This is a genomic window from Methylorubrum subtropicum, assembly GCF_038442325.1.
Classification (GTDB): Bacteria; Pseudomonadota; Alphaproteobacteria; order Rhizobiales; family Beijerinckiaceae; genus Methylobacterium; species Methylobacterium subtropicum.
This window is the reverse complement of record NZ_JBBXMW010000010.1, coordinates 37,532-56,249: the sequence shown is the minus strand read 5'-3', so window position 1 is coordinate 56,249 and position 18,718 is coordinate 37,532. Positions and strand designations below refer to the sequence as shown.

The 18,718-nt window shown below is 71.2% G+C and carries 20 protein-coding genes; 12 read left to right on the top strand and 8 right to left on the bottom strand.

The features are described 5' to 3' along the window. Nucleotide 1 precedes the first annotated feature (1 nt). Nucleotides 2–1,696 (top strand): gamma-glutamyltransferase family protein, encoded by a 1,695-nt coding sequence (locus AAHG03_RS15140; protein ID WP_342151510.1) that lies wholly within the window; start codon nucleotides 2–4, stop codon nucleotides 1,694–1,696. Nucleotides 1,697–1,730: 34 nt separating this feature from the next. Here the strand turns inward: AAHG03_RS15140 and hpxZ are convergent, their stop codons facing one another. Genes hpxZ through AAHG03_RS15120 form a run of 4 tightly spaced genes read right to left on the bottom strand, consistent with a single transcriptional unit; the run spans nucleotide 1,731 to nucleotide 4,415 of the window. Next, nucleotides 1,731–2,117, bottom strand: a complete 387-nt coding sequence (gene hpxZ, locus AAHG03_RS15135) for an oxalurate catabolism protein HpxZ (RefSeq protein WP_342151509.1) — start codon at nucleotides 2,115–2,117, stop codon at nucleotides 1,731–1,733. Next, on the bottom strand, nucleotides 2,117–3,529 hold the full coding sequence (locus AAHG03_RS15130; protein ID WP_342151508.1) for an AtzE family amidohydrolase: 1,413 nt from the start codon (nucleotides 3,527–3,529) through the stop codon (nucleotides 2,117–2,119). Before AAHG03_RS15130 ends, hpxZ begins: the two co-directional genes overlap by 1 nt. Then, nucleotides 3,526–3,726, bottom strand: coding sequence for a DUF4089 domain-containing protein (locus AAHG03_RS15125; protein ID WP_342151507.1), 201 nt, complete (start codon nucleotides 3,724–3,726; stop codon nucleotides 3,526–3,528). Before AAHG03_RS15125 ends, AAHG03_RS15130 begins: the two co-directional genes overlap by 4 nt. 26 nt (nucleotides 3,727–3,752) lie before the next feature. Next, complete coding sequence (locus AAHG03_RS15120) at nucleotides 3,753–4,415, bottom strand: cysteine hydrolase family protein (protein ID WP_342151506.1); 663 nt, start codon at nucleotides 4,413–4,415, stop codon at nucleotides 3,753–3,755. Nucleotides 4,416–4,808: 393 nt separating this feature from the next. On the opposite strand from AAHG03_RS15120, the gene AAHG03_RS15115 reads away from it, so the two are divergent. The 8 genes from AAHG03_RS15115 (at nucleotide 4,809) to AAHG03_RS15080 (ending at nucleotide 14,115) form a co-directional block, all read left to right on the top strand. Beyond that, nucleotides 4,809–5,837, top strand: a complete 1,029-nt coding sequence (locus tag AAHG03_RS15115; protein ID WP_342151505.1) for a hypothetical protein — start codon at nucleotides 4,809–4,811, stop codon at nucleotides 5,835–5,837. A gap of 1 nt (nucleotide 5,838) precedes the next feature. Beyond that, entirely contained in the window at nucleotides 5,839–7,404 is a 1,566-nt protein-coding gene (locus AAHG03_RS15110; RefSeq protein WP_342151504.1) for an ABC transporter ATP-binding protein, read from the top strand. A gap of 5 nt (nucleotides 7,405–7,409) precedes the next feature. Further along, complete coding sequence (locus AAHG03_RS15105) at nucleotides 7,410–8,504, top strand: ABC transporter permease (protein WP_342151503.1); 1,095 nt, start codon at nucleotides 7,410–7,412, stop codon at nucleotides 8,502–8,504. Continuing rightward, nucleotides 8,501–9,427 carry an ABC transporter permease gene (locus AAHG03_RS15100; RefSeq protein WP_342151502.1) on the top strand — a complete coding sequence of 309 codons (927 nt, stop codon included), beginning with the start codon at nucleotides 8,501–8,503 and terminating at the stop codon, nucleotides 9,425–9,427. The genes AAHG03_RS15105 and AAHG03_RS15100 overlap by 4 nt, the downstream gene beginning before the upstream one ends. A gap of 185 nt (nucleotides 9,428–9,612) precedes the next feature. After that, nucleotides 9,613–10,719 carry a BMP family ABC transporter substrate-binding protein gene (locus AAHG03_RS15095; protein ID WP_342151501.1) on the top strand — a complete coding sequence of 369 codons (1,107 nt, stop codon included), beginning with the start codon at nucleotides 9,613–9,615 and terminating at the stop codon, nucleotides 10,717–10,719. A 307-nt stretch (nucleotides 10,720–11,026) separates the two neighbouring features. Beyond that, nucleotides 11,027–12,169 (top strand): ABC transporter permease, encoded by a 1,143-nt coding sequence (locus AAHG03_RS15090; RefSeq protein ID WP_342151500.1) that lies wholly within the window; start codon nucleotides 11,027–11,029, stop codon nucleotides 12,167–12,169. Beyond that, nucleotides 12,166–13,086 carry an ABC transporter permease gene (locus tag AAHG03_RS15085; protein WP_342151499.1) on the top strand — a complete coding sequence of 307 codons (921 nt, stop codon included), beginning with the start codon at nucleotides 12,166–12,168 and terminating at the stop codon, nucleotides 13,084–13,086. Before AAHG03_RS15090 ends, AAHG03_RS15085 begins: the two co-directional genes overlap by 4 nt. A gap of 9 nt (nucleotides 13,087–13,095) precedes the next feature. Further along, entirely contained in the window at nucleotides 13,096–14,115 is a 1,020-nt protein-coding gene (locus AAHG03_RS15080; RefSeq protein WP_342151498.1) for a formamidase, read from the top strand. Nucleotides 14,116–14,123: 8 nt separating this feature from the next. Here AAHG03_RS15080 and AAHG03_RS15075 read toward each other — a convergent pair whose 3' ends face one another. Further along, on the bottom strand, nucleotides 14,124–14,423 hold the full coding sequence (locus AAHG03_RS15075; RefSeq protein ID WP_342151497.1) for a BrnA antitoxin family protein: 300 nt from the start codon (nucleotides 14,421–14,423) through the stop codon (nucleotides 14,124–14,126). Then, on the bottom strand, nucleotides 14,413–14,622 hold the full coding sequence (locus tag AAHG03_RS15070) for a BrnT family toxin (protein WP_342151653.1): 210 nt from the start codon (nucleotides 14,620–14,622) through the stop codon (nucleotides 14,413–14,415). The genes AAHG03_RS15075 and AAHG03_RS15070 overlap by 11 nt, the downstream gene beginning before the upstream one ends. Nucleotides 14,623–14,688: 66 nt before the next feature. On the opposite strand from AAHG03_RS15070, the gene biuH reads away from it, so the two are divergent. The 3 genes from biuH (at nucleotide 14,689) to AAHG03_RS15055 (ending at nucleotide 18,142) form a co-directional block, all read left to right on the top strand. Next, nucleotides 14,689–15,408, top strand: a complete 720-nt coding sequence (gene biuH / locus AAHG03_RS15065; protein WP_342151496.1) for a biuret amidohydrolase — start codon at nucleotides 14,689–14,691, stop codon at nucleotides 15,406–15,408. 5 nt (nucleotides 15,409–15,413) lie between these two features. After that, entirely contained in the window at nucleotides 15,414–16,970 is a 1,557-nt protein-coding gene (locus tag AAHG03_RS15060; protein ID WP_342151495.1) for an ABC transporter ATP-binding protein, read from the top strand. A 98-nt stretch (nucleotides 16,971–17,068) separates the two neighbouring features. After that, nucleotides 17,069–18,142, top strand: coding sequence for a BMP family ABC transporter substrate-binding protein (locus AAHG03_RS15055; protein ID WP_342151494.1), 1,074 nt, complete (start codon nucleotides 17,069–17,071; stop codon nucleotides 18,140–18,142). Nucleotides 18,143–18,195: 53 nt separating this feature from the next. Here AAHG03_RS15055 and AAHG03_RS15050 read toward each other — a convergent pair whose 3' ends face one another. Together AAHG03_RS15050 and AAHG03_RS15045 are read right to left on the bottom strand one after the other, a co-directional pair. Next, nucleotides 18,196–18,462: a hypothetical protein gene (locus AAHG03_RS15050; RefSeq protein WP_342151493.1), complete on the bottom strand. Its 267-nt coding sequence runs from the start codon at nucleotides 18,460–18,462 to the stop codon at nucleotides 18,196–18,198. A 37-nt stretch (nucleotides 18,463–18,499) separates the two neighbouring features. Continuing rightward, nucleotides 18,500–18,706, bottom strand: coding sequence for a hypothetical protein (locus AAHG03_RS15045; RefSeq protein WP_342151492.1), 207 nt, complete (start codon nucleotides 18,704–18,706; stop codon nucleotides 18,500–18,502). Between the last annotated feature and the right edge of the window lie 12 nt (nucleotides 18,707–18,718).

Genomic DNA, 18,718 nt, shown 5'->3' with positions numbered 1-18,718 from the left:
CATGGACCGCCGCGAAGCCCATCGAGCGCCGGCCCCGTCGCGGCGCGCGCTCCTCCTGACCTCCGCGGCGGCCCTGGGGGCCTCGACCATGCCGACCCGTCCGTTCGCCGAAACCCGCGGGGGCCTCGCCCGCTCCCGCGAGGGCATGGTGACGAGCCCGCACGAACTCGCCAGCGAAGCCGGGCGCGCGGTGCTGCGCGCGGGCGGCAACGCCATCGAGGCGGCGATTGCCGTCAACGCCACGCTCTGCGTGACCTACCCGCATTTCTGCGGTCTCGGCGGCGACGCCTTCATGATCGTCAGCGACCGCAACGGCGCCTGCTTCACCCTGTCCGGCATCGGCCAGGCGGCGGCGGGGGTGGCGCAGGACGGCCGGCCGATCCCGACCCGCGGCCCCGGCTCGGCGATCACCGCGGCGGCGGCCGTCGATACCTGGGAGCAGGCCTTCACCTATAGCCAGCGGGCCTGGGGCGGGCGCCAATCGTGGAAGGGGCTGTTCCAGCGCGCCATCGCGCACGCGACCGACGGCTTCCCGATGACGCCGTCGCAGCGCTTCTGGACGAATTTCCGCGCCAACGAGATCGGCCGTTGGCCCGATGTCGTGCGGGCCTTCACCGCCGAGGGCCGCGTGCCCGATATCGGCGAGACCGTCCGCCTGCCCGAACTCGCCCGCTCGCTCACGATGCTGGCCGAGAACGGCGGGCGCGACTTCTACGAGGGTGAGTTGGCCCGCCGGATCGCCCGCGGGCTGGAGCAGGCGGGCTCGCCGCTGACCGCGGACGACCTCGCCCGCTGCCGGGCGCGAAACGAGAGCGCGCTGCGCGTGCCCTATCGCGGCGGCGAACTCGTCAGCCTGCGCCCGCCGACGCAAGGGCTCACCACCCTCGAAATCATGGGCATCCTCGACCGCTTCGACGTGGCGGCGACGCCGGAGGGCAGCGCCGACCACTACCATCTCCTCGTCGAGGCGGTGAAACGCGCCTTCATCGACCGCAACCGCTTCATCGCCGACCCGGACTTCTCCGACGTCCCGGTCGATCGCCTGCTGTCGCCCGCCCATCTCGATGCCCAGGCCCGCCGCATCGACCGGACGAAGGCCGCGCCCTGGCCGCACGTGTACCAGACCGGCGACACCGTCTTCATCGGCGCCGCCGACCGCGACGGGAACTGCGTCAGCCTGCTGCAGACCGTCTATTTCGACTGGGGCAGCGGGGTCGTGGCCGGCGACACCGGCATCCTCTGGCACAACCGCGGCGCGGCCTTCAGCGCCGATCCCGCCCACATCAACGCGGTCCGCCCCGGCAAGCGCCCGTTCCACACCCTGAACCCCGGCATGTATTTCGAGCAGGGCCGCCCGCGGTTGATCTACGGCACGCAAGGGGCGGACGGACAGCCGCAGACGCTGGCGGCGGTGCTGACGCGCCTGATCGATTACCGCATGGACCCGCTGACCGCGCTCGCCCGGCCCCGCTTCCTCCTCGGCAAGACGTTTTCCGACAGCCGCGACAGCCTGAAGCTCGAACTCGATGCCGGTGAGGCCGTATTCGCCGACCTCGCGGCACGGGGGCACGCGATCAGCCCGATCCCCGCGCAGAGCCCGCTCGCCGGCCATCCCGGCGCGATCCGCATCGAGGACGACGGCGGCTTCGTCGGCGCCCACGATCCCCGCAGCGACGGCCTCGCCCTCGGCCTTTGACATCGCCGGCCCCACGGACGGCGGCGTCGCTCCGCTACTCGGGATCGTCGATGACGCTGACATGGGCGGCCACGACCTTCCAGCCGTCGGGGAAGCGCACCCAGGTCTGGCTCTGGCGTCCGATCCGGCCGGGGGCGCTCTCGCGCCGGAACAGGGTCATGGCGACGGCCAGATCCGGCCCGTAGGTGGTGACGACCGCCCGCTCCAGGGTGCGGGCGAGGCCCTGCGGGGCCCGCGCCCGGCGGAAGGCGCGGATTGCGTCCATGCCGTAGAGGTTCTCGCCCGCGCCGTAGCGGATCGTGCGGGGATCGTCGTGGAACAGGGCTTCGAGCGTCGCCACGTCGTTGCCGACGAGGGCGGCCTCGTAGCGGGCGAACGCGGCCTCGACCTCGGCCTTCACTGCGGGATCGTCGATCACCATCAGGCGGACTCCAGCGCGGCGACGGGCGCAAGCGAAACCCCCTCGCGTTCGAGATGATGCGCCACCCGCAGCGCCAAATCCTCGCGCCAGGGCGCGGCGATGACCTGCACCCCGAGCGGCAAGCCGCCATCGAGCCGGACCGGCACCGCGGCGACCGGCAGACCGATGAACGAGATCGGCTGCGTGAACAGGCCGATGTTCGGCCGCACCGGCAGTTCGACGCCGTCGAGCACGAAGGTCGCCTGACCCGAACGCGGCGCCCGGCACGGCGTCGAGGGGGCGAGGATCACGTCCACCGTCTCGAACAGGGCGAGCACGGCGTCGCGGTACCAGCGGCGGAAGCGCTGCGCCCGCTCGACGAAGGGGGCGGGCAGCATCGCGCCCGCGATCAGCCGGTCGCGCACCGCCGGATCGAAGTCCCGCGCCCGGCTCCGCAGCCGGTCGAGATGGAGCGCGGCCCCTTCCGCGGCGGTGATCAGGTAGGCCGAGGCGCGGGCGCGCGCGGCTTCCGGAATCTCGACCGTGCGGGTGACGCCGAGCGCGCGGGCACAATGGGCCACCGCCTCGAACGCCTCGGCTTCCCCGCCGCGCGAAAAGTAGCCGCCCGCCACGGCGATCCGCAGGCCGGTCGCGCCCTTTGCGAGGTGCGGCACGACCGGCTCGGGCGGGCGGGTGGCGGCGGCGGGGTCGGCGGCGTCCGGGCCCTGCATCGCGTCGTAGGCGAGCGCGAGGTCGAGGCTCGTGCGCGCCATCGGCCCGAGATGGTCGAGGCTGCCGACGAAGGGGAAGGTGCCGGCGCGGCTGAGCCGCCCGTAGGTGGGCTTCAGCCCGAAGCAGCCGCAGAAGGCCGAGGGCACCCGGATCGAGCCGTTGGTGTCGGAGGCGAGCGCCAGCGGCACGAGGCCGGCGGCGACGGCCCCGCCCGACCCGCCCGACGAGCCGCCGGACATGTGCCCGAAGTCGTGCGGGTTCAGCGTATTACCGTCGTGGACGTTCTCGCCGGTGAAGTCGTAGGCGTACTCGCCCATGTTGAGCCCGCCGACGAGCACGGCGCCCGCCGCCTCCAGGCGGGCGATCAGCGCGGCGTCATGGGTCGCGGGCGCACGTTCCCGGTTGATCCGGGCGCCCGCCCGCGTCGGCAGGCCGGCGATGTCGAACAGGTTCTTGGCCGCGAACGGCACGCCCGCGAGCGGGCCCGGTGCCGCGCCGCGGGCGCGGGCGGCGTCGAGCGCCCCGGCGCGGGCCAGCGCGCGCTCAGTGACCACGTCGGTAAAGGCGTTCACGCGCCCGTCGAGCCGGGCGATCCGCGCCAGCGCGGCGTCCGTGACGGCGCGGGCGGTGACCGCGCCGGCGGCGAACGCCGCGGCGATGTCCGCGGCAGGCGCAGTGCTCCAGTCCGTCACCGCGCTCACGCCGTGAACACCGGCGCGGCCTCGGCCTCGTCGGGCAGCGGGAAGGCGCCGACGGTTTCGGCCGCGGCGTGCAGCACCCGCAGGTTGGCCGTGATCGGGGCGATCCAGGCGGGATCGAGGGCGATCCCGAGGGCGCCGGCCACGGTTTGCGCGTAGGTGTCCGGATCGAAGGCCGGCTCGGTGGGGCGGTCGCTCATGCGGTTTGCGTCTCCTGCCTCGGCCGTCATCGGAGCGCGGCCGCGACGGCGGCGGACGGGGCGACCCAGCCGAAGATGCCGCCCTGGGCCTTGATCATGGCGAGCCCCGCCTCGTGGAAGGCCGGGATGTACGAGGCGCAGGCATCCGAGACGACGACGCAGCGATAGCCGCGGTCGTTGGCCTCGCGCACTGTGGTGTGGACGCAGACCTCCGTGGTGACGCCGCAGACGATCAGCGTGGCGATGCCGCGCTCCTGCAGCAGCGGGCCGAGGTCGGTGGCGTAGAACGCCCCCTTGCCCGGCTTGTCGATCACCGGCTCGCCCGGCTGGGGTGCGAGTTCGGCGACGATGTCGTGGCCGGGCTCGCCGCGGATCAGGATGCGGCCCATCGGCCCCGGCTCGCCGATCCGCAGGCTCGGCGCCCCGCGCTCGCGCTTGGCCGGTGGCGCGTCGGAGAGGTCGGGGGCGTGGCCCTCCCGCGTGTGCACCACGAGGAGGCCGGCCGCCCGCGCGGCGGCCAGCAGCGCCCGCGTCGGCGGCACCGCGGCGGCCAGCAGCGACACGTCGTTGCCGAGGCTCTCGCCGAAGCCGCCGGGTTCGAGGAAGTCGCGCTGCATGTCGATGACGATCAGCGCCGTCGTCGCGAGGTCGATCGGCAGGGGCGACGGTTCGGCGTCGAGGACGGGCATCGGTTTCGGTCTCGCGGGCGGCGATCCGGGTGGATCGGGGCCGTCATCGCTCGCCTGAGCGCAAGACGCGTGCCCGAACCTCGGCCGCTGATGCGTGGCGAAGCGGCAGGCGCCCGGAACGGCGCGCGCCGGACGATGAGGCAGATGCGCGCCGATTAGGCAAAGACGGAACCCGAGATCAGGTCCGATCTTCGGCCGTGCGGCCCGGCCGTGATCTGGATAATTCGTCTCCCACCGTGATGACGACCGACTTGTCCCAGCGGCTCGACCGGCTCTGGGCCAAAATATGTTGCCTTTATGTGACGCGCGGGGGCGCCATCGCCGCGCAAGCTTGCCCTGGCATATCGGTTGCTGCCCGCCACACGGGTTTGTGAAAGACAAAAGGGGACGGCCATGGCGGCTCGGGGGCTCACAGCGGGATTGGCGGCGGCACTGTCGCTCGCCCTGGTCGGACAGGCGGCGGCGGCCGATCCGGCGATGGAGAAGGTGCGCAAGGGCGTGGCCCCGGTCGAGGCCGTGCCGGTCAAGCCGGTCTCGTTCTTCCTCTTCGCCGACACGCAGGTCAGCTATCGCTACTCGTTCCCGGCTTCCGAGCCGGGCGTCCCCAGCACCAAGAGTTCCGACCCGCTCGCCGGGCGCGACATCCCCAAGCACATCCTCAACATCTCGCATGCGGATGCGTGGGAATACGGCACCAACTTCTTCTCGCTCGACATCCTGAAGTCGGGCAGCCAGGACCCGGCCGGCACCGCCAACGGGCCGGGCGGCCTGCCGGTGGTCTACGATTACGGCGCGACGGAAGCCTACGGCCTGTATCGCGGCACGCTCAGCCTCACCAAGCTCACGGGAGCGACGTTCTTTTCCTATCCCGGCCTGATCAAGGACGTGTCGCTGTCCTTCGGCTTCGACATGAACGCCAAGAACACCGTGTTCGGGCCGATGAAGCGCGACGTGGTCGGCGGCCTCTCCTTCGCCGTCGATGTGCCCGCGGGCTTCCTCAACGTCGCGGTGCACGCCTACAAGGAGTGGAACCGCAACGGCCTCGTGACGGAGCCGTTCCGCAGCGTCGAGTTCAACACCGTCCCCGAATTCGAGATCGTCTACAGCTTCCCGCTCGACAGCTTCCTCGGTGGCTTCCCGCTGAAACTCGCGGGCTTCAACAACATCGTCCTGCCGAAGGGCAACGGCGGCATCCCCGGCACGGCGCCGACCAACGTCGAGTTCCTGTCGCGCACCAACCTCGTGCTGGACGTCGGCCAGCTGGTCTGGAAGCAGCCGGGCAAGCTCGATGCCTTCGTCGGCTTCCAGTACTGGCGCAACAAGTTCGGCGTCGACAAGGACATCGGCTTTGCTCAAGGCGGCGCCGGGCCGGGTGCCGAGGAGAAGTCGTTCCTCGCCGGCATATCCGTGCACGTGTTCTGACGTGAGCGGATCGGGGCCGACGCCGCTCTTTGCCGCCTACGGCATCGTGAAGCGCTTCGGCGCCTTTACGGCCAATGACGGCGTCGATCTGGAGATCAGGGCCGGCGAGATCCACGCGCTGCTCGGCGAGAACGGCGCGGGCAAATCGACCCTGATGAAGATCCTCTACGGCCTGCTGGAGCCGAGCGAGGGCGTCGTCACCCATCGCGGCGACATCGTGCGGCTCGGCAGCCCCGAGGCCGCCCGGGCGCTGGGCATCGGCATGGTGTTCCAGCACTTCTCGCTGTGCGAGAACCTGACGGTCGCCGAGAACATCGCGCTCGTCATGCCGAGATCCCTGGGCGGGCGGGCGTTGCGCGAGCGCATCGCCCGGCTCGGGCAGGAATACGGCCTGCATCTCGATCCCGAGCGGCCGGTCTGGTCGCTCTCGGCGGGCGAGCGCCAGCGCATCGAGATCGTGCGCTGCCTTCTCCAGGACCCGAAGCTAATCATCCTCGACGAGCCGACCTCGGTGCTGACGCCGGGCGAGGCGGAGGGGCTGTTCACGGTGCTGGAGCGCCTGCGCGACGAGGGCCGGGCCTTGCTCTACATCTCGCACCGCCTCGACGAGGTGCGCCGGCTGTGCACCCGCGCCACGATCCTGCGGGTGGGCCGCGTCGTCGGCGCCTGCAACCCGCAGGACGAGACCGCCCGCTCGCTCGCCGCGATGATGGTCGGCACGCAGGTGCGCGCCGTGACGCCGAAAGCGGCGCCCGCGGGCGGACGCGAGCGCCTGCGCCTGGAAAAACTCGACCTCCCCGCGCCGGGCCTGCACGCGACGCCGCTGCGCGACATCTCGCTCTCCGTGGCGGGCGGCGAAATCCTCGGCATCGCCGGCATTGCCGGCAACGGGCAGGCCGAACTGTTCGCCGCGCTCTCCGGCGAGACCCTGGCGCCGCGGCCGGACGCGGTGCGGATCGACGGCGCGGCGGTGGGCCGGCGCGGCATCAACGCTCGGCGGCGCCTAGGCGCCGCCTTCGTCCCGGAGGAGCGCAACGGCCACGCCGCCGCCCCGTCGATGCGCCTGTCCGAGAACGCGCTGCTGTCGCGCCACGCCACCGCGCCGCTCGCGCGCCTCGGCCTGCTGCGCCTCGGCGCGGCGCAGGACCTCGCGCGGCGGGTGATCGAAGCCTTCGACGTGCGCAAGGCCGGCCCCGATCCGGCCGCCGGCACGCTCTCGGGCGGCAACCTGCAGAAGTTCGTGGTCGGGCGGGAAATCCTGGCCGAGCCCGGCATCCTCGTCATCAATCAGCCGACCTGGGGCGTCGATGCCGCCGCCGCCGCGCAACTGCGCCAAGCGGTGATCGATCTGGCCGCCCGCGGCGCCGCTGTCCTCGTCATCAGCCAGGACCTCGACGAGCTGTTCGAGATCGCCGACGCCATCGCCGTCCTGCACGACGGCACCCTTTCGCCGCCGGTGCCGACCGGGCAGACGAACCGCGCCGCCATCGGCCTGCTGATGGGCGGCGCGAGCGAGCCCATCCCGGCCCCGCCGAGCCGCTCGGAGGCGCTGGCCCATGCATCTTGACAATCATGCGTCTTGACCTGATCCCCCGCGCCCGCCGCTCGCCCTGGTTCGACGCGCTCACCCCCGTGCTGGCCTTCGCGCTCGCGGTGATGATCGGCGGGATCGCCGTTTCGGCGCTCGGCGTCGCGCCGTCCGACGCCTTCCTCACCTACTTCGTCGCCCCCTTGAGCGAGGTGTGGTCGATCCAGGAGGTCGCGCTCAAGGCCGCCCCGCTGGCGCTGATCGCGACCGGCCTCGCCTTCTGCTACCGCGCCGGCCTGTGGAACATCGGCGCGGAAGGGCAGTACGTCGTCGGCGGGCTGGCCGGGGGGATCGTCGCCATCGCGGCGCACGGGATGGAGGGCTTCACCCTCTGGGTCCTGCCCGCGATGCTGGTGGCCGGCACCCTCGCGGGCCTCGCCTACGCGATGATCCCGGCGCTGCTGAAGGTGCGCCTCGGCGTCTCGGAAATCCTGACGAGCCTCATGCTGGTCTACGTCGCGCAATTGCTGCTCGACTACATGGTCCGCGGCCCCCTGCGCGACCCGAAGGGCTACAACTTCCCTCAGAGCGTGAGTTTCGACCCCTTCGCCCGGCTTCCCTACCTGACGGAGGGCGAGTCGCTGCATGCGGGGGTGCTGGTGGCCGCGCTCGCCCTGGCGCTCGCCGCGCTGGTGCTCGCCCGCACCCTGTTCGGCTTCGAGGTGCGCCTCGTCGGCACCAGCCCGCGGGCGGCGCGCTTCGCCGGGTTCTCGCAAAGCCGGCTGACGCTCGCGGTGTTCGCCATCTCCGGCGGGGCGGCGGGGCTCGCCGGCATCCTCGAAGTGGCCGGCCGCATCGGCCAGCTCCAGCCCGAGATCTCGCCGGGCTACGGCTTCACCGCGATCATCGTGGCCTTCCTCGGGCGCCTGTCGCCGCCGGGCATCCTGATCGCGGCCTTCGTCATCGCGCTCACCACCATCGGCGGCGAGAACGCGCAGATCGACCTCAAGCTGCCCCTCGACCTGACCCGCGCCTTCCAGGGCCTGCTGCTCGGCCTCGTGCTCGGCGCCGACGTGATCGCCCGCTGCCACGTCCGCCTCGTGCCGGGCGGCAAGACGGCGCTGCCGGAGGCCCGATGACCCTCGACATCGTCCAGATGGTGCTCGTCACGGTGCTGACGGCGGCCACGCCCCTGATCCTCGCCGGCATCGGCGAACTCGTCACCGAGCGCGCGGGCGTGCTCAATCTCGGCGTCGAGGGCATGATGGTGCTGGGCGCCGCCGCGGGCTTCGCGGTCGCGATGCAGACCGGCTCGACCGGGCTCGGCGCGCTCGGCGGCGCGGGCGCGGGCGTGCTGCTCGCCGCGCTGTTCGGCGTGCTGACCGTGGGGTTGGCGGCCAATCAGGTCGCCTCCGGGCTGGCGCTGACCATCCTCGGGCTCGGCCTCTCGGGGCTGGTGGGCGCCTCCTATGTCGGGCTGAAGCGCGAGCCGGCGCCGCATCTCTCGCTGCCCGGCCTCACCGATCTGCCCGGCATCGGACGGCTGTTCTTCGGGCAGGACGCCTTCGTCTACGCCGCCCTGGCGCTGGTCGTCGGCGTGTGGTGGTTCCTCGGGCGCACGCGCGCCGGCCTGATGCTGCGGGCGGTCGGCGACGACCACACCGCGACCCACGCACTCGGCGTCAAAGTCCGAAAAGTCCGCTTCCTAGCCGTTCTCTTCGGCGGCGCCTGCGCGGGGCTGGCCGGCGCCTATCTGTCGCTCGCCTACACGCCGTTCTGGGCGCCCGCGATGACCGCCGGGCGCGGCTGGATCGCGCTCGCGCTCGTCGTCTTCGCCTCGTGGCGCCCGTTCCGGGTCGCGGCCGGTGCCTTGCTGTTCGGCGGGGCGACCGTGCTCCAGCTCCACGCCCAGGCCGCGGGTCTCGGCCTGCCGGGGCAACTGCTCTCGGCGATGCCCTACCTCGCCACCATCCTGGCGCTGGTCCTGCTCTCGCTCGGCCGCCGCCGCGGCGGCTCGCCGGGCCCGGCCGCCCTCGGACAGGTGTTCACACCGAGCCGCTGAGGCCGCAGCGTGGCGCGAAACTGTGCAAGCGTGGCCGTTTCGGAGGCTTCCGCGGACGTCGTCGTCCAAGTTCCACTGAGAATTGGGAAGATCGTCCCTGCCGCCAATTCAGGCGCGCCGCTCGGATGGATTGGGTCCGACTTTTGCACAGGCCCCGCCGATATAGTCGAGACGGAACCGAACGCGTGGCAGCTCCAACCTTCTCCCGCAGACATCTTCTCGGCGGCGCAGCCGCGCTCTCGCTCGGCACGCTGCCGTTCGGGCGCGCGCGGGCGGCGGCACCGCTCACGGTCGGCTTCATCTATGTCGGCCCGAAGGACGATTACGGCTACAACCAAGCCCACGCGCAGGGGGCCGCCGCGTTGAAGGCGCTGCCCGGTGTACAGGTGGTCGAGGAGGAGAACGTCCGCGAGACCACCGACGTCCAGAAGACCATGGAGAGCATGATCAACCTGGACGGCGCCGGCCTGATCTTCCCGACCTCGTTCGGCTACTTCGATCCGCACGTGCTGATCGAGGCCAAGAAGAACCCCAAGGTGCAGTTCCGCCATTGCGGCGGCCTCTGGACCGAGGCCAACCCGAAGAACGCCGGCTCGTACTTCGGCTACATCGCGCAAGGGCAGTACCTGAACGGCATCGTCGCGGCGCATGCCTCGAAGTCGAAGAAGCTCGGCTTCGTCGCGGCCAAGCCCATTCCGCAGGTGCTCAACAACGTCAACGGCTTCCTGCTCGGCGCCCGCAGCGTCGATCCCTCGATCACCGTGCAGGTCATCTTCACCGGCGAATGGTCGCTCGCGGTCAAGGAGGCGGAGGCGACCAACGCCCTGATCGACGGCGGCGCCGACGTCATCACCTGTCACGTGGACAGCCCGAAGGTCGTGGTCGAGACCGCGGCGCGCCGCGGTGCCTTCGTCTGCGGCTACCACGCCGACCAGTCGGCGCTCGCCAAGGGCAAGTACCTCACCGGCGCCGAGTGGAACTGGGCCTCGATCTACAAGGGCTTCGTCGCCGACATGCAGGCCGGCAAGGCCCCGCCCAATTTTCTGCGCGGCGGATTGCCCGACGGCTTCGTGAAGATGAGCCCCTACGGCCCGGCGGTCTCCGAGGAGGCGCGCAAGAACGCCGACGCGGTCAAGGCCGAGATGATGAAGGGCGGTTTCGCCATCATCAAGGGCCCGCTCAAGGACAACCGGGGCAACGAGATCGCCGGCTCCGGCAAGGCGCTCGCCGAGAACGCCGCCGAGTTGGAGAAGACCAACTACCTCGTCGAGGGCGTGAAGGGCTCGGCCTGACCGCCTGTCCGGCTGATCGCCTCGGATGCCGCCGGTTCCCCCCTCTCCCCGCACGCGGGGAGAGGCCTTCATGGACCTCGTCGTCCATGAAGGAAGCGGAGCGGCGGTGAGGGGGCGGCTCAGGAAGAGGCTCGTCCTGAATCGCCCCCTCACCTTCGGCTGCCGCCTCGCTTCGGCGACGACGGGGTCGCCGAAGCCCTCTCCCCGCACAGCGGGGCGAGGGGATGCGCGGCAGACCGAAGCGATCGACCACGAGTGGCACGGTTTCTGCCCCGCCCAATGGTGAGGAATTCGACGATGACACGCGATGTCCACCAGCGCTGACACCACTGCGCCCGCCCTATCGCTCTCGGAAAACCGCCCCTCGACGGCGCTCCAAATCCGGGCGTGGCTCGCGCGCCGGGCCGAGGTGGTGGCGCTTCCCGTCGGCGCGGTGGTCGTCGGCTTCCTGCTGTTCTCGCTGTTCCTGCTGGCGCTGGGAAAGAGCCCGCTCGCCTTCCTCGATCTCGTCTGGCGCGGCGGGTTCGGCTCGCCCTTCGCCCTGCAGAACAGCCTTCAGCGGGCCGCCCCCCTGCTGTTCGCCGCGCTCTGCGTGGCGCTGCCGGCCCGGCTCGGGCTCGTGGTGATCGGCGGCGAGGGGGCGATCGTGCTGGGCGGGCTTGCCGCCGCCGCCGCCGCGATCCCGCTTCAGGGCGCGCCGCCGCTCCTCGCCGTGCCGCTGATGGCGCTCGCCGCCGCGCTCGCCGGGGCCGCCTGGATCGGCGGCGTCGGGGCGCTGCGGGCCTATCGCGGCGTCAACGAGACCATCGCCAGCCTGCTGATGTCCTACATCGCCATCGCGCTGGCCAACCACATGATCGAGGCGGTGCTGCGCGACCCGGCGAGCCTCAACAAGCCCTCGACCCCGCCGATCGGCGAGGCCTTCGCGGTCGGCCCGATGCCCGGCCTCGACGTGCATTGGGGCCTCGGCATCGGCGTGCTCGCCTGCCTGCTGGCCTATCTCCTCACCGAGCGCACGACCTTGGGCTTCGCCGCCCGCATCGCCGGCGGCAACGTGCGGGCGGCGCAGATCCAGGGCTTGCCCGTGGGGCGGCTCGTCGTCGGCTTCACCGCGCTCGGCGGCGCCTGCGCGGCGCTCGCCGGCTTCTTCGAGGTGACGGCGGTGCACGGCAACGCCAACGCCTCGCTCAATGCGGGCTTCGGCTATACCGGCATCCTCGTCGCCTTCCTGGCGCGCCAGAACCCGCTGGCGATCCTGCCGGTGGCCTTCCTGCTCGGCGGCATCGAGGCGTCGAGCGGGCTGATCCAGCGGCGGATGCAGCTGCCCGACGCGACCGTGCTGGTGCTGGAAGGGCTGCTGTTCCTCGTCGTCCTGACGAGCGAGACCCTCTACGGCCGGTTCAAGCCGTTCAACCCCCATCTCTGGGCCGAGAAGCGCGAGGCTGCATGAGCGACGACCTCGGCCTCTGGACCGTCCTGCTCGCGGTGATCGGCGGCGCCATCCGCGTCTCGACGCCGTTCCTGTTCGTCAGCCTCGGCGAGACGCTGACCGAGCGCTCGGGGCGGATCAATCTCGGCCTGGAAGGCACGCTGGTCTTCGGCGCGATGTCGGCCTACGCCACCGCCGTGATGACCGGGAGCCCGTGGGCCGGCGTCGCGGTGGCGGGCCTCGCGGGCGGCGTCTTCGGCCTGCTGCACGGCTTCATCTGCTGGTTTCCGCGGGTCAATGACGTGGCGGTCGGCATCGCCCTGATGCTGTTCGGCTCAGGGCTCGCCTTCTTCCTCGGCAAGCCGTTCATCCAGCCCTCGGCCCCGCCGCTGCCCGCGATTCCCTTCGGCTTCTGGTCCGACCTGCCGCAGGTGCAGGCGGCGTTGCGCGTCAACGTGCTGTTCCTCGTCGGCGCCGCGCTCAGCCTCGCCCTGTGGTGGGCTTTACGCAACACCAAGGCCGGGCTGATCGTGCGCGTCGTCGGCGACAGCGCGGATGCGGCGCGTGCCATGGGCTACGACGTCGATCGGGTGCGGCTGCTCTCCACCGCGGCGGGCGGGGTGCTCGCCGGCATCGGCGGCGCCTACCTCTCGCTCTACTATCCGGGCTCGTGGAACGAGGGCATCTCCTCGGGCCAGGGCCTGATGGCGGTGGCGCTCGTCATCTTCGCCCGCTGGAACCCGCTCGCCTGCTTCGGCGCCGCGCTCCTGTTCGGCGGCGCGGGCGCGCTCGGGCCGGCGCTGCAATCGGTCGGCATCTCCCAGGGCTATTACCTGTTCTACGCCGCCCCCTACGTCCTCACCCTGGCGCTCCTGATCGCCACCTCCTCCCCCGACCGGGCGCTCGCCGGCGCGCCGGGCGAACTGTCGCTCAAGTAAGGACATCGCATGAACGGTCTCGGCGGACTGAACAAATCCCCGAACGGCGTCGTCATCGGCCTCGTGCAGCTCCAGCTGCCGACGGTCGTCACTCCTGCGGATCTCAAGGCGCAGACGGATCGCATCGTCGCGATGGTCGGCAAGGCGCGGGCCAATCTCGGCACGATGGACCTCGTCGTGTTCCCCGAATACGCGCTGCACGGCCTGTCGATGGACACCAACCCGGCCATCATGGTCTCCCTCGACGGGCCGGAGGTGGCGGCGTTCAAGCAGGCCTGCCGCGATCACCGGATCTGGGGCTGCTTCTCGATCATGGAGGCCAACCCCCACGGCAACCCGTACAATTCCGGCCTGATCATCGACGATACGGGGGAGCTGAAGCTCTACTATCGCAAGATGCACCCCTGGGTGCCGGTCGAGCCGTGGGAGCCGGGCGATCTCGGCATCCCAGTGATCGAGGGGCCGAAGGGGGCCAAACTGGGTCTCATCATCTGCCACGACGGCATGTTCCCGGAGATGGCGCGCGAATGCGCCTACAAGGGCGCCGAGATCATGATCCGCACCGCGGGCTACACCGCGCCGATCCGCGAATCCTGGCGCTTCACCAACCAGTCGAACGCCTTCTGCAACCTGATGGTGACGGCCAACGTCTGCCTGTGCGGCTCCGACGGCAGCTTCGACTCCATGGGCGAGGGGATGATCGTCGACTTCGACGGCACCGTCATCGCCCACGGCACCACGGGGCGGGTCGACGAGATCATCACCGCGGAGGTGCGCCCCGACCTCGTGCGCGAGGCCCGCGCCCATTGGGGCGTCGAGAACAACATCTACCAGCTCGGCCACCGCGGCTACACCGCGGTGAAGGGCGGCGCGGGCGACTGCCCCTACACCTACATGCACGACCTCGCCGCGGGCCGCTATCGCCTGCCGTGGGAGGACACCGTGCGGGTCACCGACGGCACGGGCTGCGGCTTCCCCGAGCCGACGCGGGTCTACGGCGAGGGGCCGAGGCGGGAGGCGGCGGAGTGAGCGCCGCCTCAGCCCTTCTTCAGCGCCGCGAGCATTTCGCGGCGCAGGATCGCGTTGAGGCGCGTCTGGTAGCCGGGGCCCTGATCGCGCAGCCACGCCAGCACGTCGGAATCGATGTGGACCGTCGTCGTGGTCTGGGTCGGCCGGTAGTATTTTCCGCGCACGGCCTCGGCCCAGAACTCCTCCGTCAGGGGCGGGATGTCGCTGGTGTCGATCTCGTCGTCGGGCAGGGCGTCGAGCGCGGCGAGTTCGGCCTCCTGCACCTCGGTCAGCGGCGGAAGGTTCGCCAGATCGACATCAAAACTCACGAGTTTCCCGCTCGTAGCGGCGTCGCTCGGTGCGGTCGGCACGTCGGGCCGAGATGATGCGGACGATCTCGATTTCGCTGCCATCCTCGTCCCTCTCGCGCACGGTGTGGACGACCACGAGCACCGCGACGCCGCCCATGGTGCCGACCGCCTTCCAGCGTAGCTCTCCGCCCTCGATCCCGTCGGGCGCCGTCATCAGAAACGGGTCGCCACGACAAGATTGCTGCGACGAACCCCCTTGGACAAGCCACCGACCGGAGGCCGCATGAGCGCCGTCCTCGTCCCCACCGCCGAGGCGCCCGAGGCCGGGCTCACCGTCGAGGCCGAGCCCTACCCCTGGCCGTTCGACGGCGACCTGCGCCCGGCCAACACCGCGCTCGTCATCATCGACATGCAGACCGATTTCTGCGGCAAGGGCGGCTACGTCGATGCCATGGGCTACGACCTCGCGCTGACCCGCGCGCCGATCGGGCCGATCTCGCGCCTGCTGGCCGCCGCGCGAAAAAACGGCTTCCACGTCATCCACACCCGCGAGGGGCACCGGCCGGACCTCGCCGACCTGCCGGCGAACAAGCGCTGGCGCTCGCGCCGGATCGGGGCCGGCATCGGCGATCCCGGCCCCTGCGGGCGGGTGCTGGTGCGGGGTGAGCCGGGCTGGGAGATCATCCCGGAGCTGGCGCCGCGTCCCGACGAGCCGGTGATCGACAAGCCCGGCAAGGGCTCGTTCTGCGCCACCGATCTCGAACTGATCCTGACCACGCGGGGCATCCGCAACCTGATCCTCACCGGCATCACCACGGATGTCTGCGTCCACACGACCATGCGCGAGGCCAACGACCGCGGCTTCGAATGCGTCATCGTCTCGGACGGCACCGCGGCGACCGATCCGGGCAACCACGCGGCGGCGCTGAAGATGGTGACGATGCAGGGCGGCGTGTTCGGTGCGGTCGCCTCCTCCGAGGCGATCCTGCGGGTAATCGGGTAAGCGCCATGGTGACGATCCCCCCGCCCGCTCCGCGGCCTGACGGCGCCATCGGCGTCGAGACGGTCGGCATGACCAAGCGCTTCGGCGGCTTCACCGCGCTCGACGACGTGTCGATCCTCGTGCCGCCGGGCGGCTTCCACGCGCTGCTCGGCGAGAACGGCGCGGGCAAGTCCACGCTCGTCAAATGCGTGATGGGCTTCTACGCGCCGACCTCCGGCTCGGTGCTGATCGACGGGCGCGAGGCCGAGATCAGCGGGCCGAAGGGCGCGCAAAGTGCCGGCCTCGGCATGGTCTACCAGCACTTCACCCTGGTGCCCTCGCTCACGGGGGCGGAGAACCTCGTGATCGCCCGGGCCGACGCCCCCGCGATCCTCGATTGGAAGAGCGAACGGGAAAAACTCGCCGCCTTCATGGAGCGGATGCCGTTCCGGCTCGATCTCGACCGGCCGGTGGCCGAACTCGCGGCGGGCGAGAAGCAGAAGCTGGAGATCGTCAAGCAGCTCGCCCTGAAAGCCCGCTTCCTGATCCTCGACGAGCCGACCTCGGTGCTGACGCCCGACGAGGCCGAGGAGGTGCTGGGGCTGCTGCGCGGCCTGTGCGATGCGGGCGCGCTCTCGGTGCTGATGATCAGCCACAAGTTCCGCGAGGTCGAGGCCTTCGCCCGCTCGTTCAGCGTGCTGCGGCGCGGGCGCCTCGTCGGCGGCGGCACGGTCGGCGCGGTCTCGCGCGACGACATGGCGGCGATGATGGTGGGCGAGCGCACGGTGCGCACGCTCGCCGCACGGGTCGGCGAGCCGGAGGCGGCCCACGACGTGCTGCATGTGGAGGGTGTGACCGCGACCGACGTGTCGGGCCTGCGCCGGATCGAGATCGCCGATCTGCGCGTGCGGCGGCGCGAGATCGTCGGCATCGCCGGCGTTTCGGGCAACGGCCAGAAGGAACTCGCCGACGTGCTCGGCGGGCAGATCCGGGCGACCGGCGGGCGCGTCGCGGTGCAGGGCGAGCCCTATCGCGGCAGCCGGGCCGAGAGCCGCCGCCACCGGGTGCGCTTCATCCCGGAAGAGCCCTTACGCAACGCCTGCGCCCCGCGGATGTCGGTGTCCGAAAACCTCGCCTTCCGCGCCTTCGACCGCCGCGGCGAGGATATCGAGGCCCGGCCGACCTTCTGGCTCGACCGGCGCGGCATGGGCCGGCGGGCCAAGGACCTGATCGCCCGCTTCAAGGTGAAGACCGCCTCGTCCGAGGCGCCGATCGCCACGCTGTCGGGCGGCAACGTCCAGCGCGCGGTGCTGGCCCGCGAACTGACCGACCCGGTCGATCTGCTGATCGTGGTCAACCCCTGCTTCGGCCTCGACTTCTCGGCCATCGCCGAGATCCGCAACCGCATCGTCGCGGCCCGCAACGCGGGCGCCGCCGTGCTGCTGATCAGCGAGGACTTGGACGAGATTTTGGAGCTGTCCGACCGCATCGTGGTGATGTCCGAGGGGCGCCTCGTCTACGAGACGCCCGCGGCCACGGCCGATTCCGGCACCATCGGCCGGCACATGGCCGGGCATCACTGAGCCGGGCTGGCCCTGGTCTTGCTCCCGACCGCCCGGTGCCGATGTCACGACGAGCCGATGAGCGGCCGCGGGCGGCACCGGACAGGGGCGGACATCCGATGGTTCGTAAGGTTCTGACACGGTGGGCCGGCGCGGCGATGGGCCTCGCGCTCGCCGCCGGCCCGGCGCTCGCCGCCGACAAGCTCAAGGTCGGCTTCGTCTATGTCGGCCCGGTGGCCGATTACGGCTATTCCTACCAGCACGATCTCAGCCGCAAGGCGCTGGCCGAGGCCATGCCCGACAAGGTCGAGACCACCTTCCTCGAGAACGTGCCGGAGGCCGACAGCGAGCGCTCCATCGAAAAGCTCGCCCGCTCCGGCGCCGGACTGATCTTCACCACCTCGTTCGGCTTCATGGAGCCGACGCTGAAGGTAGCCAAGAAATTCCCGAAGGTGAAGTTCGAGCACGCCACCGGCTATAAGCGCGCGGACAACGTCGCGACCTACTCGGCCCGGTTCTACGAGGGCCGCTACATCTGCGGCAAGATCGCCGGCAAGCTGTCGAAGTCCGGCACCGTCGGCTACATCGCCTCATTCCCGATTCCCGAAGTCGTCAGCGGCATCAACGCGTTCATGCTCGGCGCGCAGTCGGTCAACCCGAACATCAAGATCAAGATCGTCTGGGTGAACACGTGGTTCGACCCCGGCAAGGAGGCGGAGGCCGCCAAGGCGCTGCTCGCTCAGGGAGCGGACATCCTCACCCAGCACACCGACTCGGCCGCCCCCCTGCAGGAGGCGGAGAAGGCCGGCAAGCTCGCCTTCGGCCAGTCCTCCGACCAGTTCCGCTTCGCCCCGAAGGCACAGCTCACCTCCATCGTCGACGACTGGAACGGCTACGTCATCGCCGAGACCAAGGCCGTCCTCGACGGCACGTGGAAGAGCCACGACACCTGGGGCGGCATCAAGGACGGCATGGTCGTGCTCGCGCCCTTCACCAACATGCCCGACGACGTGAAGGCCATGGCCGAGGAGACCAAGCAGGGCATCGCCGACGGCAAGATCCACCCGTTCCAGGGCCCGGTGACCAAGCAGGACGGCACGGTCGCGGTGAAGGAGGGCGAGAGCGCCCCCGACCCGATGATCCTGGGGATGAACTGGTACGTGAAGGGGATCGACGACAAGCTGGCGCAGTAAGCCGCTGCTGAACGAGAAACGCCGCCGGAGGGCTCCGGCGGCGCTTTTCGTTTTCAGGGCCGAGGCGGGGGCGGCGGAAGCCTGCGCTCCTCCGGCGGGGGCGGCGTCTCGACCGGCACGCCGACGCCGGGCGGGGCCGGGACGGCGTCGCCGCGCTCGATCGCCCGGCGCTCGTTGGCCGGGCCGGCCGTGCCCTCGGTCCCGCCGGGCGCGGTCACGGAGGGTTGGCCGGCGGGCGCGCCGACCGATTGGGCGAGCGCGCCGCCGGTCAGGCCGAGGCCGGCACAGAGGGCGAGCGCGAGGGTCGTTCTCACGGACATCTTCGGGGGCTTTCCAGGCAGGGAGAGGGGAGGCGGGTTACCGGTGGCGCTTGCGGTGCCGGAGCGCGGCCTTGCCGCGCCGACCGCCGGGCGCCGTGATGCGGGACTGTCCCGCCGGCGGCGTCAGGCTCTGGGCCGAAGCCCCCGTCGCCGTGGCGACGAGGCCGCCTGCCGACAAGCCGGCCACGGTGAGCCAGGCCGCGAGGACGACGCCGAGCCCGAGCCCGGCCTTGAGACAGCGCATGACGAAAGAAAT